The 15,732-nt window shown below is 69.9% G+C and carries 8 protein-coding genes; 5 read left to right on the top strand and 3 right to left on the bottom strand.

Annotation, left to right across the window (positions count from 1 at the left end):
* Positions 1-16: 16 nt before the first annotated feature.
* Positions 17-1,156, bottom strand: coding sequence for an NAD(P)/FAD-dependent oxidoreductase (locus E6C72_RS28570; RefSeq protein ID WP_109443547.1), 1,140 nt, complete (start codon positions 1,154-1,156; stop codon positions 17-19).
* Entirely contained in the window at positions 1,153-4,164 is a 3,012-nt protein-coding gene (locus E6C72_RS28565; RefSeq protein ID WP_109443546.1) for a LodA/GoxA family CTQ-dependent oxidase, read from the bottom strand. The genes E6C72_RS28570 and E6C72_RS28565 overlap by 4 nt, the downstream gene beginning before the upstream one ends.
* A 324-nt stretch (positions 4,165-4,488) precedes the next feature.
* Here E6C72_RS28565 and E6C72_RS28560 point away from each other — a divergent pair, with 324 nt between their 5' ends.
* The 5 genes from E6C72_RS28560 to E6C72_RS28540 all read left to right on the top strand — a co-directional run bounded on the left by E6C72_RS28560 (position 4,489) and on the right by E6C72_RS28540 (position 9,769).
* The gene (locus E6C72_RS28560; protein WP_136700868.1) at positions 4,489-6,018 is read left to right on the top strand and encodes a malonyl-CoA synthase; all 1,530 of its coding nucleotides are present in this window, start codon (positions 4,489-4,491) and stop codon (positions 6,016-6,018) included.
* A gap of 326 nt (positions 6,019-6,344) precedes the next feature.
* A complete protein-coding gene (locus E6C72_RS28555) occupies positions 6,345-6,800 on the top strand; it encodes a curli production assembly/transport component CsgF (protein WP_109865434.1) in 456 nt (151 codons plus the stop codon).
* Positions 6,801-6,896: 96 nt separating this feature from the next.
* Complete coding sequence (locus E6C72_RS28550) at positions 6,897-7,964, top strand: CsgG/HfaB family protein (RefSeq protein ID WP_109865433.1); 1,068 nt, start codon at positions 6,897-6,899, stop codon at positions 7,962-7,964.
* Positions 7,965-8,044: 80 nt separating this feature from the next.
* Complete coding sequence (locus E6C72_RS28545; protein ID WP_109865432.1) at positions 8,045-9,079, top strand: hypothetical protein; 1,035 nt, start codon at positions 8,045-8,047, stop codon at positions 9,077-9,079.
* Between the two features lie 66 nt (positions 9,080-9,145).
* Positions 9,146-9,769 carry a hypothetical protein gene (locus E6C72_RS28540; protein WP_109865431.1) on the top strand — a complete coding sequence of 208 codons (624 nt, stop codon included), beginning with the start codon at positions 9,146-9,148 and terminating at the stop codon, positions 9,767-9,769.
* On the opposite strand, the gene E6C72_RS28535 is transcribed toward E6C72_RS28540, so the two are convergent.
* Positions 9,726-15,731: a non-ribosomal peptide synthetase gene (locus E6C72_RS28535; protein ID WP_136700867.1), complete on the bottom strand. Its 6,006-nt coding sequence runs from the start codon at positions 15,729-15,731 to the stop codon at positions 9,726-9,728. The genes E6C72_RS28540 and E6C72_RS28535 overlap by 44 nt on opposite strands.
* Position 15,732: the final 1 nt, after the last annotated feature.

The following is a 15,732-nucleotide window of genomic DNA, read 5'->3' as shown; positions in this document are numbered from 1 at the left end:
TGTGGGACGTCCCACATCATCCTTCCTCTCCTGAGACGGGAGAGGGCGTATCAAGGCGCCGGCGCCAGAAGGGGCGGTCCTGCCAGCGGCGTTCCAGGCCGTACCAGGCGCGGAGATGGGTGCGGTAGGCGTCGCGGATTGGCACGAGGCCGGCGGCGTAGCCCGATAGCGCGGCGGGATCACCGGACATGAGGCGATCGGCGGCTTCCGCGGCGGCGAGGCCGGTGTAGAGCGCGTTGAAGATGCCCTGGGACGACAGCGGGTCGAAGCCCAGCGCGGCATCTCCGACCGCCAGCCAGCCGTCGCCCGACGCCGGGGACAGGGTGCTGCTGTGGGCGGCGCAGAAGCCCCCCTGCCCGTCCGGTTCAAAGCCGCAGGCCTCCAAAGATCGGGACAGGACGGAGCAGCCCGACAGACGGCGCAGCAGCGATACGGCGTGGCGGGTGTCGGCCGCGGCGTCGAGGTCGGCGTCGGTGTGGAAGGCGACCACCCGGCGGCCGGCGGGCAGTGGGGCGCTGTACCACCAGCCGTCCGGCTCCGCCTCGATCCAGGTCAGGCCGGACTGACGGCCGGGGGCGTCAAAGCCGTGGATCCAGCCGCAGACCAGCCGGTCCGACACCGTCCGCCGGGCACCGAACCGCTTCGCCAGTGGCGACCCGCGTCCGCCGGCATCGACCAGCAGGCGGGCGCGGACGGGAATGCGGCGGCCGGCGGTCTCCACCTCCAGCAGCCAGCCCTCCCCTGCCCTGTTGACCGACAGCGGCTGGGCCGGCACCAGCAGGGCGGCACCCCGGGAGACCGCCACCCGGCGCAGCCAGCCGTCGAAGCGGCCGCGGTCGAGGTGCCAGCCCGGCCCGTCGAGGTCGCGCAGATTGTCGGCCTCGACCGGCACCGGTCCGCCCCAGACCGACCGGCCACCATGGCAGGGGGAATGGCCTTCGGCCAGGAAGGCCTCCCACAGACCCATGTCGGTCAGCAGCCGGCGGGCAGCCGGGGCCAGCGATTCGCCGATGCGGGATACGCCGTTTTGAACGGCGGGGCCGTCCCGTCGGTCCAGCACCAGCACCCGATGCAGCGGCGCGAGGTTGAGGGCGAAGGCGGATCCGGCCGGACCCGCCCCCACCACCACCGCATCCGCCTCGACGGGTGTCGTCACCGCAGCCCGCGTGGGAAGCGGCGGACCTTGTCGATCCGGCTGATGTCGACCGGTTGCGTCGACCGCAGCCCGGCACCACCACCGGCCCCTCCGCCCGAGGCGGCCGGCGCCCTGGTGGACAGGGTGTGGTGGGCCGTCCGCACCGCCTTGGTGTCGACGGTGTCGTCCACGTCGGGGATCGGGATGTGCTGGTCCTCCACTTCGATCAGCGGCGGGAACAGCTTGGCGCCATCCGGATCGGTCGGGCCGGGATTGACCTCGACCACGCCGAGATGGTCGAAGTGATGGATCATGTTGTTGATCTGGTCGGTGTAGCTGGTGGTGCCCAGCGGTGCGATCCAGGCGGCGCGGTTGGCGAAGGCGGCCAGTCGCACCTGCGGCGGCTGGTCGGCATCCATCACGATCCGGTAGTTTTCGCGGGTCAGCACCTCGTTCGGCACGCGGGCCGGCCAGAAGGTGGGGACGTTGGGATCATAGCTGGCGTCGTAGCCCGACCGGCAGCTGCCGGTGTCGGTCTGCCACGGCACAGCCATCCAGCGGGTGATGCCGCCGGGCAGCTGGCCATAGAGCGGGCCGTTGGGGATGGTCACCGTGTCGCTGGACAGGATGGCGCCCAGGCCCGGCTCCACCCAGCCCTTCGGCGCATGGGCGAAGCGGAACGGCTCCATATACATGGTGGAGGCGCGCACCGGCCACGTCATCTCGCAGCCGGGATGGAAGGCGTCGGCGAGGCAGAAGTCCAGTGCGGCGCGGGTCAGCACGTCGCCCTGCTCGTCCAGCGGCACCTGATCGAACTCGGTGTAGACCGGCACCTTGCCCCAATCGTCGTCGAAGTCGCCGGCGACCCACTGGTCGAGGAAGTCCAGCTGCGTCTGGGTCAGTGCGGTGTATTGGCGCGGCGTCTGGGCCGGCGGGATGTTCATCGCGTCGCCATAGACCCAGGGCCAGGGCATCGGCGACCAGCTGTCCACCGCGTCATGCCGGAAGGAGTTCTTCAGCACCCGCCGGGTTTCCTGGTTGGCGAGGCTGCGGTCGTTCAGCCGCGCGATCCACTCCTCCCTGGTGAAGTCGTTGGCGGACTTCCAGCCGAACCCGGCGGCGAAGCCGGCATTGACCCATTGCAGCCCGGTCATCCGCTCGAACACCGGGTAGATGTCGTGGGTGAAGGACGGGCGGGCCGGCTTCGGCAGGGTGCCCGCCTGGATCGCCACGTCGCGCATCAGGTCCCACATGGTGCGCACCGACTTGCGCTGCGGCCCATAGTTTGGCGGGGCGACGACGATCCAGGCCGGGGTGACCGGCAGCTCCATGCCGTTCAGCTTGACCACCGCATCGACCGGACCGTCGGAGGTGTCGTCGTGCCAGCCCTCGTTGTTGCCGAAGGTGATCGCCTTGGTGCCGTTGTAGGAGGCGGAGAAGCCGCGCCCGCCGGTGACCAGCAGGCGGTGGTCGCCCTCCTCGCACCACATGCGGCCGAGATAGACCGGCTCGCCCTGGTGCATGAATTTGCCGGCGACCAGCTTGCGGCTCTGCTTGCCATGGCCGGCATGGATCGCCTGTTCGCCGGCGTCGAGCACCAGCGCCTCGCGGTCGGCGACGGTCGGGTTGCGCAGCGTGGTCGGGTCGGCCGACGATGCTTCCGGAATGTCGAGCGCCAGCTGGAAGCCGTACCAGGCCGATTTCTTGTTGGCGAGATGGACCTTCCAGGTGATGTCGGCCTTGCTGTCCGGCGCCGTCAGCTCGCGGACGATCCGGCCCATGGCGTTGACGCCATAGATGCGGAAGCGCGCCGCCTGCGGCAGAAGCCGGCCCTCGGCGTCACGGTAGGGGTTCTGTGCCGGGTCGTCGCCGGCCATCAGCGGCTTCGGGTTCGGCACTTCGGGGCCGACGACATAGCCCTTCGGCGCGTTGCCGATGCGGGCGACGCCGATCGGCGGATAGATCACCGCCTTGACGATGCAGTCATCCTTGGGCAGCGGCGGCGCTTCGGTGCGCGGCACGGTCGGCTGTTCCAGCGGCTGGCCGTTGGCCTGATGGCGGACGTCGGCGCCGTGGTTGTAGACCAGCTTGCGCACCGCGGCGATGCTGCCCTGCGGCGTCTGCTCCACCGGCGTGCGCCAGATGTTGAAGGCCAGCTCCTGCCCATAGTCGCCCTGGCCGCGGGCGCAGACATCCTGCTTCGGCAGGATCAGCGTCGCCACCGGCTGGTAGGGATACCGGTCGGTCGGCCATTCCTCCGTCGCCTTGTCCAGCGGATAGCCGGCGCTCCTGGGAACCACCTGCACCATGAAGGTGAAGCGGTAGTCGTCCTCCAGCAGCCGGTTGGCGAGGTCGTTGGCGAGATAGTTCTGGTCGTCGGTCGGCACATTGACCGCCGGATGGCCGGGCGGCGGCGCTTCCGGCACCAGCGAGTATTTGGCGTAATGGTCGGGGCCGAAATCGAAGGGCAGGATCGCCCAATATTGGGTGGTCAGCACGCTGCCGTCGACCTGGGCCGACATGGCGTTCAGGATGTCGTTGGTCTTCGGGTGCGTGTTGAGATAGCCGGGATAGTCGTTCAGGACCACGCCGGCATAGGTGAACTCGCACATCTCCTCCGCATTGTTGACGAAGAAGACCGGGTAGTTCTGCATGATGAAGTCGGCGACGTCGCCCTGCTCGCCCAGCGCGTTGACGCCATCGACGCCCCACAGCTTCAGCCCGATGCCGAGAGTCGATCCCAGATCCGGGGAGGTCGGGCCGGTGTCGCTGGAAAAGCGCACCCAGGCCGGCAATTCGTCCTTGGCGAAAACGCCGACGCGCAACGACTCCGGCCGGTTCGGATCCATCACCAGCCGGCCATGCGCGGCGCCGTGCAGCTTGCGGAAGACCGCGCGTTCCGCCGGCTTCTGGCCCAGCGCGATGCGCTTCATCTGGACCATGCGGATGAACATCTCGTCCAGCCGCTCGGTGGAATTGGTGGCGCAATCGAAGCAGGGAGGACTCTTGGTGGAATCGTTGGCCGTCATTCGCTCCATCTCCTGTATCGTCCGGCGGCACCGCCGGGGCGGGGTGGTCAGGTGGGCGCGGAAAGTTGTCTTTGCGTTATGATTTTCCCGTGCAATGAATCGTGCTTACGCAAGCACTTCGCGGCTTTCCACCATAAATAATCAGTTTGGCGCACATTTTTGCCTTTTCGGAGAGCCGATGGCGATGGACCGTTGCTGCGGTTGGAAGGGTGTAGGGGTTTCACCCCAGCCGTCCGGCATTGCCGATGTGGGACGTCCCACAGTCCCCACCCTGCCCTGCTCCGGTGTATGGTGGGCGATCCGTTCCGCAGGGATCCGACCAGAATGACCGACAACTTCTTCGACATCGTCGCCGCCCGTTTCCCCACCGATGCCGACACCCCGTTCATCGAGCTGGAGTCCGGCCGGCGCTACAGCTACCGCGATCTGATGGAGATCAGCGGCCGCTATGCCCGGCTGCTGGCGGATCTGGGCGTTGCCAAGGGCGACCGGGTGGCGGTGCAGGTGGAGAAGTCGCCGGAGGCGGTCTTCCTCTATCTCGCCTGCCTGCGCGCCGGTGCCGCCTATCTGCCGCTCAACACCGCCTATACCAAGGCGGAGGTCGATTATTTCCTCGGCGATGCTGAACCGGCGGTCTTCGTCTGCACGCCGGGCAGTGCTGCGGCGCTGGCCGACACCGCCAAGGCGGCCGGGGTGGGCACGCTGCTGACGCTGGGCAGCGACGGCGATGGCAGCCTGCCGGAGCGGGCAGCCGGGCTGGAGCCGGCGTTCGACACGGTGGCCTGCGCGGCGGATGATCTGGCGGCGATCCTCTACACCTCCGGCACCACCGGGCGGTCGAAGGGGGCGATGATGAGCCACCGCAACCTGTCCTCCAACGCCGCCACCCTGCACCGCATCTGGGGCTTCCGGCCGGACGATCTACTGCTGCACGCCCTGCCGATCTTCCACACCCATGGTCTGTTCGTCGCCACCAACTGCGTGCTGATGAACGGCACCGGCATGCTGTTTCTGCCGAAGTTCGATCCGGACGCCGTGTTCCGCCTGCTGCCGCGGGCGACGGTGATGATGGGGGTGCCGACCTTCTACACCCGCCTGCTGACCGACCCGCGGCTGACGTCGGCGGCGGCGGCGCATATGCGCCTGTTCATCAGCGGCTCCGCCCCGCTGCTGGCCGACACCCACCGCGAATTCCGCGAGCGCACCGGCCATGCCATCCTGGAGCGCTACGGCATGACCGAAACCGGCATGCTGACCTCCAACCCGCTGGACGGCGAGCGCATCCCCGGCACCGTCGGTTTCCCGCTGCCCGAGGTGTCGGTCCGGGTCGCCGACCAGAAGACGGGGGAGCCGGTTCCCGATGGCGAGATCGGCGTGCTGGAGGTGAAAGGGCCGAACGTGTTTTCCGGCTATTGGCGCATGCCGGAGAAGACGGCGCAGGAGATCCGCCCCGGCGGCTGGTTCATCACCGGCGATGTCGGCCGGATCGACGGGCGCGGCTATGTCCACATCATCGGCCGTGCCAAGGATCTGGTGATCTCCGGCGGCTTCAACGTCTATCCCAAGGAGGTGGAGACGGCGATCGACGCGATTCCCGGCGTGGTGGAATCGGCGGTGATCGGCGTGCCGCATCCCGACTTCGGCGAGGCGGTGATGGCGGTGGTGCTGCGCCGGCCGATCGAGGCCGGTGGCGGGATGGACGAGGCGGCGGTGATCGCCGCCTGCAAGGAGCAGCTGGCGAACTTCAAGGTACCGAAGGCGGTGGTCTTCGTGGACGAGCTGCCGCGCAACGCCATGGGCAAGGTGCAGAAGGCCCTGCTGCGGGAGACGTACAAGGGCCGGTTCGCCGGATAACGGCGATTCCGGAAGGGGAGGAGGCCGGTGGTTTCATCCGCCGTTCGGCTCCCTCCCTCCTCCCAAAGCGGCGGATGGTATCCTGTCATCCGACCCGATTTTTCAGGAGAAGCTGCCGGGATTACGCCACCCCGCTACAACCTTGCTTTGTGGGTAAAGGCAAAACTATCCTCCTCCGCAATTTATTTCGGGCGGTTGCTCAAATAGCTTCCTCTGAGTTGGTGCCCGACACCGTGGAAGTTACCGAAGCTGTTCCCAAGCGGAGCCATTCGGGTGCAGGGGCGGGCGCGAAACATGTAAGTCAAATTTGAAGGGAGTGCTGCGGCATGCGAGGATCCTTGCTCCTGGCCGCGTTGACGCTTGCCCTGGGTTCCCTGGCGATTTTTCAGGCAGTGGGGCCGGGTGGGGCGGCTCTGGCCGGTGAACTGGTCTATACTCCCCGAAACCCGTCGTTTGGCGGGAACCCCTTTTACAGCGAGCATCTGCTCGGCACCGCCAACGCCAACAACAAGTTTGAAAAGCCGAGCGGCAACAGCGGCCTTCTTGCACAGTCGGACCCGTCGAAGGAGTTCGAGCGGGTCATCCAGAGCAGCCTGCTGAGCCGGATCTCCTCGCAGATCGCCGACCAGATCTATGGGGAGAATGCCAGGGACTCCGGCCGCTTCGTCATCGGCAGCACGACGGTCGATTTCGCCAAGAGCGGCGGCTCGACCTCGGTCACCATCACCGACAGTTCGACGGGCGGCAGGACGGTGATCCAGATTCCGACGCCCGCCTACTGATCCCCGCGTTCCTTCCGCACGTGCCGGCTCTTTACCGGTCCTGACCATCGGTCGGGCACCGCATCCCTTCGCTCGCCTTCCTCCCGGACGGACCCCATGCGCCTCGTTTCCCTGCTTCTGGCCGGCGCCTGCCTTCTGCTGGGCGCCTGTTCGGCAACGCGCCCGGAAACCGCCTTTTCCGAAACCCCCCGGCTGGAGCCGAAGACGGCTATGCTGGACGACCTGCTGGCCCTGCCGCCGCCGGTTCGGCAATTGACGGTCGCGGTCTATAATTTCGAGGATCTGACCGGGCAGAACAAACCGAACGAGACCTTTTCCGAATACAGCCGGGCGGTGACCCAGGGCGGCGCCACCATCCTGGTGAACGCGCTGGAGCGGGCAGGGCGGCGGTCCTGGTTCCGGGTCGCCGAACGGCGCGGCCTGCCGGCCCTGCTTCAGGAACGGCAGATCATCCGTTCCATGCGGGAAACCTATGGCGGAGGATCGCAGGCCCTGCCGCCGCTGACCTATGCCGGGATCCTGCTGGAAGGCGGCATCGTCGGATATGACAGCAACACGCTGACAGGGGGCTTCGGCGCCCGCTTCCTCGGCGTTGGCGGCGACACGCAGTATCGGCGGGACACCGTCACCGTCTATCTGCGGGCGGTGTCGGTGCAGAACGGCGAGGTGCTGAAGAGCGTCAACACCACCAAGACCGTCTATTCGGTGCTGCTGCATGGCGACGCCTTCCGCTATGTCGGCTTCAACAAGCTGCTGGAGATCGAGGGCGGCGTCACCACCAACGAACCGGTCCAACTGGCGGTGAAGCAGGCCATCGAGAAGGCTGTCTACACGCTGGTGATGGAAGGGGCCCTGGACGGCTATTGGGAGTTCCGGGGGCCGGAGGCGCAGCCCTTCATCGACCGCTACCTTGAGGAACGCGACGGCATCGTCGAACGGACGCGCATCCAGGCGACGCCGGAGGATTTGCGGGCCGAACCGCAGCCGGTCACGATTCCGCCGCCGGAAAGCCGGACGCCGACCCGGACGCCGACGGGCTCCGCCGCCAACGGCGAGCGCAGCATGGTGCCGCCGGTGGGATCGCCCCAGACGCCGCAGGGCGGCCAGACCTTCATCCTGCCGACAACGCCCAACCGCGGCGCCCTTCCGCCGACGACCCAGTAAGGCGGCATCTCCCTGCAACACCCCATTCGTTTGGCTCTTTGGCAGCCGTGTCGCACCATAAATTGAGGAAATCGCACGCCATGAAGACGTCTCTCTTCGTCACCGCCGCGGTTCTGGCTCTCGCCGCGGTGTCGGGAACGGCATCCGCCCAGTCGCGGGGGAACGCCGCCTACATCGATCAGGCCGGCACCTTCAACACCAACGAACAGACCCAGGAGCGGGGCAGCGGCAACAGCACCAGCACCGTCCAGAAGGGCTTCTCCAACAAGGCCGTGCTGTCGCAGACCGGGGGTACGGGCAACAGGGCCGCCGCCTCGCAGACCGGCGACCGCAATGACCTTGCCCAGAAGCAGACCAACGGCCAGCGCAACCAGCTGTCGGCGACGCAGGCCGGCTCCGGCCATGTGCTGACGCAGACCGGTGCGGGCGGCATCGCCAACCGCGCCGTCGCCTCGCAGACCGGCGTCACCAACACCGGCAGCCAGAGCCAGTCCGGCGGCTCCAACAGTCTGCTGGACCTGCGCCAGTCAGACAGCAGGAACAAGGCGACGCAGGCCCAGACCAACACGGCCGGCAGCGCCGCCTACATCGAGCAGGCGGAGACCGAAAACCAGGCGACGCAGAACCAGCGGGACGGGCGGTCGCAGAGCGCGCGCATCACCCAGACCGGCGTCAGGAACACCGCCGGCCAGACCCAGAGCGGCGATCTGAACGTGGCCGCCGCCCTCCAGAGCGGCTCCTACAACACCATCACCCAGACCCAGAGCGGGACCGGCAACAGCGCCTCCGGTCGGCAGGATGGGATGTACAACGGCCTGACCCAGACGCAGTCCGGATCGGGCAACGCCGCCACCGGCCGTCAGCAGGGCATGTACAACGTGCTGACCCAGAGCCAGACGGGCAACGGCAACAGCGCCGACGCCCTGCAGATCACCAGCGCCACCGCGTCGCCCACCAACACCGGCGAACAGACCCAGCGCGGCAACTTCAACACCGCCTCGCTGTACCAGAACGGCGCCGACAACCGGTCCATCCAGTCGCAGACCGGCAACAACAACACCGTCGGCGCCCGGCAGGACGGCACCGGCAACCGCAACACGCAGATCCAGCGCTGATCCGAGGGAAATAGGGCAGGGAGGCGGGGCAGCGCTCCACCTCCCCGCCGGCAAAGGAGGTCCACCATGCGTGTTCCCTGCACCGTCCTGCTGATCCTGCTGGCCGGTCCGGCGGCGGCCGGCAGCGTCGCCTACATCGACCAGATCGGCGAGGGCAACCGGGCCAGCCATGTGCAGACCGGGGCGAACAGCGCCGATACCCGGCAGACCGGAACGCAGCTGTGGGCCGAGCAGGTGCAATCCGGCAGCAACAGCGCCGCCATCACCCAGTCCGGCCAGCGGCAGCGGGCCAGCATCAGCCAGCTCGGCAGCAATGCCGCGTCGATCGCCCAGGCCGGGAGCGGCAACGACGCAACGCTGATGCAGGACGGCGCCGCCAACCGCGCGACCGTCACGCAGTCAGGGTCCGGCAACCGCTCCAGCGTCCGCCAGAGCGGCAGCGGCAACCTGTCCTCCACCGTTCAGCGCGGTGCCAACAACGACTCAGAGCACCGGCAGGACGGCGTGGGCAACGAGGTGACCACCGTCCAGGAGGGCAACAGCAGCCTGTCCGTCACCCAGACCGGAGCCAACAACAGCATCGACAGCACCATCCGCAACGGCGGTCAGGGCTTCCGCATCCTTCAGAACGGCTCGGGCATGGACATCAGGGTGATCCAGACGCCGGGTTTCCAGAAACCGGGGCGCTGAAGCGCTCCAGCTCCGCCACCAGACGGTTGGCCAGGGCCGTCACGTCGGCGCGGCGCAGCAGGGTGCCGGCATATTCCAGGCGCAGCACCAGCGTGTCGCGCGGCACCACCACCAGGGTCAGCGGCCAGCTCATCCGGCCACGGTTGCCGACGTCGCGGAAGGACAGGGTTGCCCGCTCGCTCAGCCACAGGGCGTCGTCCACCGGATAGTTCTCGAAGATCACCACGCTGTCGAAGGGGGCGGTTCCAGTCCAGCTTTGCAGATCCGGTGGCGGGGCATGCTCGTGCTGGCGGGCGGCGATGTTGGCGTCGAAGAGGGCGCGCAGCCGGCTGCCGTCATCGCCGGTGCCGTCATCCGCGCTGGCGTCCGCCTCGCAGACCAGCGGCAGGACGCCGACCAGCAGTCCGGTGACATGATCGATCCCCGGCATCTCGACGGAGCGGCCGGACATCACCGCGCCGAAGGCAACGGTGCGCTGGCCGGTCAGCGCCGCCAGCAGCCGCAGCCACGCCGCCTGGACCAGCGTGTTCAAGGTCACCTTGCGGGCGCCGGCATGGCGCTGGAGCCGCTGGACGGTGGCGGCGTCGATGGTGCGCTCCTCCGCATCGTCCGCTTCCGGCTGGGGGGGCGGCGGCAGGACTTCGGTCAGGCGGGTGGGGGCGGGCAGGGCGGCCAGCTGCGCGCGCCAATGGGCGGCGGCCTGTTCCCGTGCCGGACCGGCCGCCTGGGTCCAGGCGGCGAGATCGCGCAGGCGCACGACCGGCGGCGGCACGGGGGCGCCGTCATAAAGGCGCAGGACATCGCCCAGCAGGCGCGACATGCTCCAGCCGTCGAGCAAGGCGTGGTGCCAAGTCCACAGGAAGCGGTGGGTGGCCGGGCCGGTGCGCACCATCGTCACCCGCATCAGCGGCGCCTGGTCAACGTCGAAGCGGCGGCGGTATTCATCGTCGCACAGGCGGTTCCAGGCGGTTTCCGGATCGGGCTCGTCGCGCCAGTCCAGCAGGGTGACGGGCAGGTCGGCGGCCTTGGCGACGACCAAAAGGGGCTGCGTCCCGCCGTCGGTCTGCGGTACCTCGGCGAAGGCGGCGCGCAGAATGTCGTGGCGGGCGATCACCTCGCGCCACACCGCGGCCAGCCGGTCGGGGTCGAGCCGGTCGATGGTCGCCCAGACCTGCACCTTGTAGGCGTCGGAGGACGGGTTGGTCAGGCTGTGGCGCAGCATCGCCGCCTGCATCGGCGTCGCCGGCAGGATATCGGCGATTGCCGTGGCGGGGATGGGCAGCGTGTCGATGTCGGTCTGGGTCAGCGGCACCAGCGGGAAGTCGGACGGGGTGGCCTGACCCGGCGGGACGCTGGCGCAGTGCGTGGTCAGCTCCGCCAGGGCGGCACGGACATCCTCCATCAGGGCGGCGATCACACTGTCCGGGAACAGGGCGGCGCTGGCGCGGGCGTGCAGGGTCAGCTCCCCCGCCATCACCTGCCCGTCGATGGAGATCAGCGCGCCCAGCGGCGCGTCCGGATCGGTGCCGGCACCGCACTCCTCCGGCGCCGGGCGCCAGGGCGTGTCGGCGGCGCCGCCGTCGAACTGTCCCAGATAGTTGAAGGACAGCGCGACCGGACGGCCGGACAGCGCGGCGCGGGTGTCGGGCGGGCCGAGATGGCGCAGCAGGTTGAAGCCGATGCCGCCATCGGGAACGGCGCGCAGCGCCTCCTTGACATGGCGGATGGCGCCATCCCAGGAGGGCGGCGGGGCGAGGCGGACGGGAAAGACGCTGGTGAACCAGCCGACGGTGCGGCCGACGTCGAGGTCGGGGAACAGGGCCTCGCGGCCATGGCCCTCGACATGGACGGTCAGGGCGTCGGCGGACCAGCGGCGCTGGACCGCGCGGGCGACCGCGGTCAGCAGCAGCGTGTCGATGCGGGTGCGGTAGGCGGCCGGCGCCTCGGTCAGCAGGGCGCGGGTCCGGACGCGGTCGAGCCGGAGGCTGTGGGTGACGGCATGGCGGCGGGTGTTGAGCGATAGCGGGCCATCCACTGGCAGCGGCGGAGTGTCCAGTGCATGGCGCCACCGGTCGAGCTGGCCGAGGAAGCGGGGAACCTCCTGCACCAGACGCCGCGCCCACAGGGCGAAGGGGGTGCCGGCGGCGGGCAGCCGGTCGAGCATGCAGGGGCCTTGCAGGGCCGCCGCCAGATCCTCCAGCAGGATGCGCCAGGAGACGCCGTCCACCACCAGATGATGGGCCACCAGGAACAGACGCTGCGCACCATCCGTCTTGCGGATCAGCAGCGCCCGCATCAGCGGCCCGGCGGCGAGGTCGAGCCGGCCCTGCGCCTCGTCGCACAGGCGGGTGACGGCGTCGTCGTCGGCGGCCTCCGCCTCGTCCAGCGGGATGGTGGCGGGGCCGTCGGCATGGGTCTGCGTCCAGCTGCCGTCCGCCGTCTGGCAGAAGCGCAGGCGCAGCGCGTCATGCCGGCCGTCGGCATGGGTCTGCGCCCAACTGCCGTCGGCCGTCTGGCAGAAGCGCAGGCGCAGCGCGTCGTGGCGGCCGGCGACCATGGCGAGCGCGCCGGCCAGCCGGGCGGCGTCGACGCGGACGGTCGCGGCCAGCAGCACCGACTGGTTCCAGCGGTGGCGGTTGGGGACCGGCTGGTCGAAGAACCAGGCCTGGATCGGCGCCAGCGGCGATGGGCCGTCGGGAGCCTCCGTCGCGGTACCGGCGGTGGGGGCGACCTCCTCCGCCACCAGCGCCAGGGCGGCGATGGTCTGGCGCTCCAGCAGCTGCTTCGGGGTGATGCGCAGGCCGGCGGCGCGGGCGCGGGCGACGATCTGGAGCGCGATGATCGAATCGCCGCCGATCTCGAAGAAATTGTCGGTGACGCCGACGCGCCCCGCGTTCAGCGCCTCCCGCCACAGCCGGACCAGCAGCTCCTCCACCGGGGTGGACGGAGCCACCTGGTCGGCGGCTTCCCAGCGCGGGGTGGGCAGGGCGGCGCGGTCGAGCTTGCCGGTCGGGGTGACGGGGATGGCGTCCAGCACCATCAGCCGGGCGGGCACCATGTGGGCGGGCAGGCGGGCCGCCAGCGCCGCGGTGACGGCGGCGGGGTCTGGCTTGGCGCCGGGGGATGGCACCAGATAGCCGACGAGACGGGTGACGCCGTCGGTCTCCTGCGCGACCACCACGGCTTCGCGCACGCCGGGTTCGGCGGCCAGATGGGCCTCGATCTCGCCCAGTTCGATGCGGAAGCCGCGCAGCTTCACCTGATGGTCGCGGCGGCCGAGGAACTCGACGGTGCCGTCCTCCCGCCAGCGGGCGAGATCGCCGGTGCGGTAGAGGCGGGCGCCGGGACGACCGAAGGGGTCGGGGATGAAGCGCTCTGCCGTCGCCGCCGGGCGGCCGAGATAGCCGCGGGCAAGGCCGCCGCCGCCGATCCACAGCTCCCCCGTCACGCCGATCGGCAGCGGGTTGAGATCGTCGTCGAGGATATGGGCGCTGCGGTCGCCGACCGGGCGGCCGATCGGAACATAGGGGCTGTCGGGCAGGCTGGTGCCGTCGCCTTTCCAGACAAGCGGGGTCACGACGGTCTCGGTCGGGCCGTAGCCGTTGATGGCGTGGCGGGGGCGCAGGGCGCGGAACAGCCGCTCCAGCCCGGCCCGTGGCATCGCCTCCCCGCCGAAGGAATAGAGCTGCATCGGCGGCGGCTCACCGCCCTGCTGCTCTGCCCAGGCGGCCAGCTGTTGCAGGTATTTCGGCGGGAAGCCGGCGTGGGTCAGGCGGTGGCGGCGGATGGCGTCATAGGTCTGCTCCGCCGTCCACAGGCTGTCGTCACGCAACAGGATGGCGCCGCCGGCGGCCAGCGCCGTCATCCAGCGTTCATGCGCGCCGTCGAAGGTGAAGGACAGGAAATGCAGCTCGCGGCTGTCCGGCCCCATGTCGTAGACGGCGCCGGTGGCGACGCAATGCATGGCGAGCGGGCCATGCTCCACCGCCACCCCCTTCGGCGTCCCGGTGGACCCCGAGGTGTGGATGACATAGGCGAGGCCGTGCGGGTGGATCGCCACTTCGGGTGCGTGATCGGGGGTGTCATCCACCTCGTCGGGACGGAGTGTGGTCACGCCGTCGAGCGGGGTATCGGCGATCAGCAGCGACAGGCCGGCTGCCTCGCGGATCGCCTGCTGGCGCTCTGCGGGGTGGGCGGGGTCCAGGGGGATGAAGGCCGCACCGGACTTCAGCACGGCCAGGAAGGCGACGATCAGCTCGGGCGAGCGGGACAGGCAGACGCCGACGCGGCTTTCCGGCCCGGCGCCGAGCGCGATCAGCCGGTGGGCGAGGCGGTTGGCCCGGCGGTCCAGCTTCCCGCGGGTCACGGTGTCCGCGCCGAACAGGATGGCCGGGGCGTCCGGCCGCTCGGCGGCGAGGCGGGCGAGCAGGACGGGGACAGGCTCTGGGGTGATGCCGGTCCAGTCGGGATCACGGGACCATCGGGCGATGGTCTGGATTTCGTCCTCGCAGCGGATGTCGAGGGCGCGCAACGGGCGGTCGGGGGATGCCGCGACCTGCGTCAGCAGGCGCTGCCAGCGCCGCAGCAGGCGGGCCGCCGGGATGGCCTCTCCCCGGTGGGCGAGGCGGGCGAGGATCGTGCCGTCGGGCCGTTCGGTGCCGGCAAGGGCGAGGTCGAACTTGGCGCGGCGCACCGGCAACTCCAGCGGCTCCAGCCGCAGGCCGTCCAGTTGCAAGCCGTCCGGGCCGCCGAAAGTGACGGGGGCCGGGCGGTGGTCGAACATCACCTGGACCAGCGGAGCGGCGCCGCGTTCCGCCCGCACCGTTTCCTGGATGAGGTCGAAGGGGAGGTCCTGGTTGTCCTGGGCGGCGGCGACAGCACCGGCGATCTCGTGCAGCCAGCGTCGGAAGGGCTGGGCGGGGGAAAGGCGCAGGCGAAGGGGCAGCGTGTTGACGAAGCAGCCGATGGCCTGTTCGGCTTCCGGCTGGCGGCGGCCGGCGACGGGGATGCCGATGACCAGTTCGTCCTGCCCGCTCATCCGGCCGAGCAGCAGGGCGTAGGCGGCAAGCAGGACTGTGAAGAGGGTGCAGCCTTCGCTCGCGGCCAGTTGCTTCACCGTGCCGGAGAGGGGGGAGGGCAGGAGGGTGGTCTGTTCGCCGCCGCTGTCGTCGCTGCTTTCCGTCTCGAAGCCGGGCAGGGTCAGGCGGGCGGGGGCACCGGACAGGGTGGTGCGCCAGAATTCGGTCTGGCGGTCGGCTTCTCCCGCCTCCAGCCACGCCGCCTGCCAAAGCGCGAGGTCGGCATGCTGCACCGTCAGCTCGGACAGGGCGGGCGGGCGGCCCTGGCGCACGGCGTTGTAGGCGGCGGCGAGGTCTGCCATCAGCAGCCCGATGCTGGCGCCGTCGGCGGCGATGTGGTGCAGGGTGACCAGCAGCCCGTGCTCGTCGGGGCCAAGCCTTAGCAGGTCGGCACGCCAGGGGGAGTCGCGCTCCAGATCGAAGGGGGCGGCGGCGAGACGTTCGGCGAAGCCGGGGGCGGCGTCCGGCCGGTTGCTCAGGTCGTGGTGATGGAGGCGGACAGGGCGGTCGGGGAGGGGGACCGCCCACAGGCGACCGTCGCCGTCCTCCCGGTAGGCGGTGCGCAGGATTTCATGGCGGGCGGCGACCGCGTTCAGGGCTGCTTCCAGCGCTGTGGGATTGAGGCGGCCGCTCAGCCGGAAGGCGCCCGGCATGTGGTAGGCGGGCGATGCGGGGTCGAGACGCTGCAGGGTCCACAGTTGGCGCTGCGCGGGAGAGGCCGGGACGGGGGCCGCCGCGTCGCCCTGTCGCTTCGGAACGGGGAGCCGCGAAAAGGCGATGCCGCGCGCCCGCAGCGCGTCGAGGAAGCCGCGCCGCTTGTCCGTCGGCAGCCGGGCGAAGCCCCGCGCGATGTCATGCAGGCTGGGGGCGAGCGTATCGGCCATG

The sequence above is a fragment of the Azospirillum sp. TSH100 genome (genome assembly GCF_004923295.1).
Classification (GTDB): Bacteria; Pseudomonadota; Alphaproteobacteria; order Azospirillales; family Azospirillaceae; genus Azospirillum.
Note: the sequence above shows the minus strand (reverse complement) of the source record. Positions and strands in the feature narration are given on the sequence as shown.

Coding starts and splice junctions, on each gene's coding strand:
- E6C72_RS28565 (WP_109443546.1), bottom strand. CDS start 4,164: ATGACGGCCAACGATTCCACCAAGAGTCCTCCCTGCTTCGATTGCGCC.
- E6C72_RS28560 (WP_136700868.1), top strand. CDS start 4,489: ATGACCGACAACTTCTTCGACATCGTCGCCGCCCGTTTCCCCACCGAT.
- E6C72_RS28555 (WP_109865434.1), top strand. CDS start 6,345: ATGCGAGGATCCTTGCTCCTGGCCGCGTTGACGCTTGCCCTGGGTTCC.
- E6C72_RS28550 (WP_109865433.1), top strand. CDS start 6,897: ATGCGCCTCGTTTCCCTGCTTCTGGCCGGCGCCTGCCTTCTGCTGGGC.
- E6C72_RS28545 (WP_109865432.1), top strand. CDS start 8,045: ATGAAGACGTCTCTCTTCGTCACCGCCGCGGTTCTGGCTCTCGCCGCG.
- E6C72_RS28540 (WP_109865431.1), top strand. CDS start 9,146: ATGCGTGTTCCCTGCACCGTCCTGCTGATCCTGCTGGCCGGTCCGGCG.
- E6C72_RS28535 (WP_136700867.1), bottom strand. CDS start 15,731: ATGGCCGATACGCTCGCCCCCAGCCTGCATGACATCGCGCGGGGCTTC.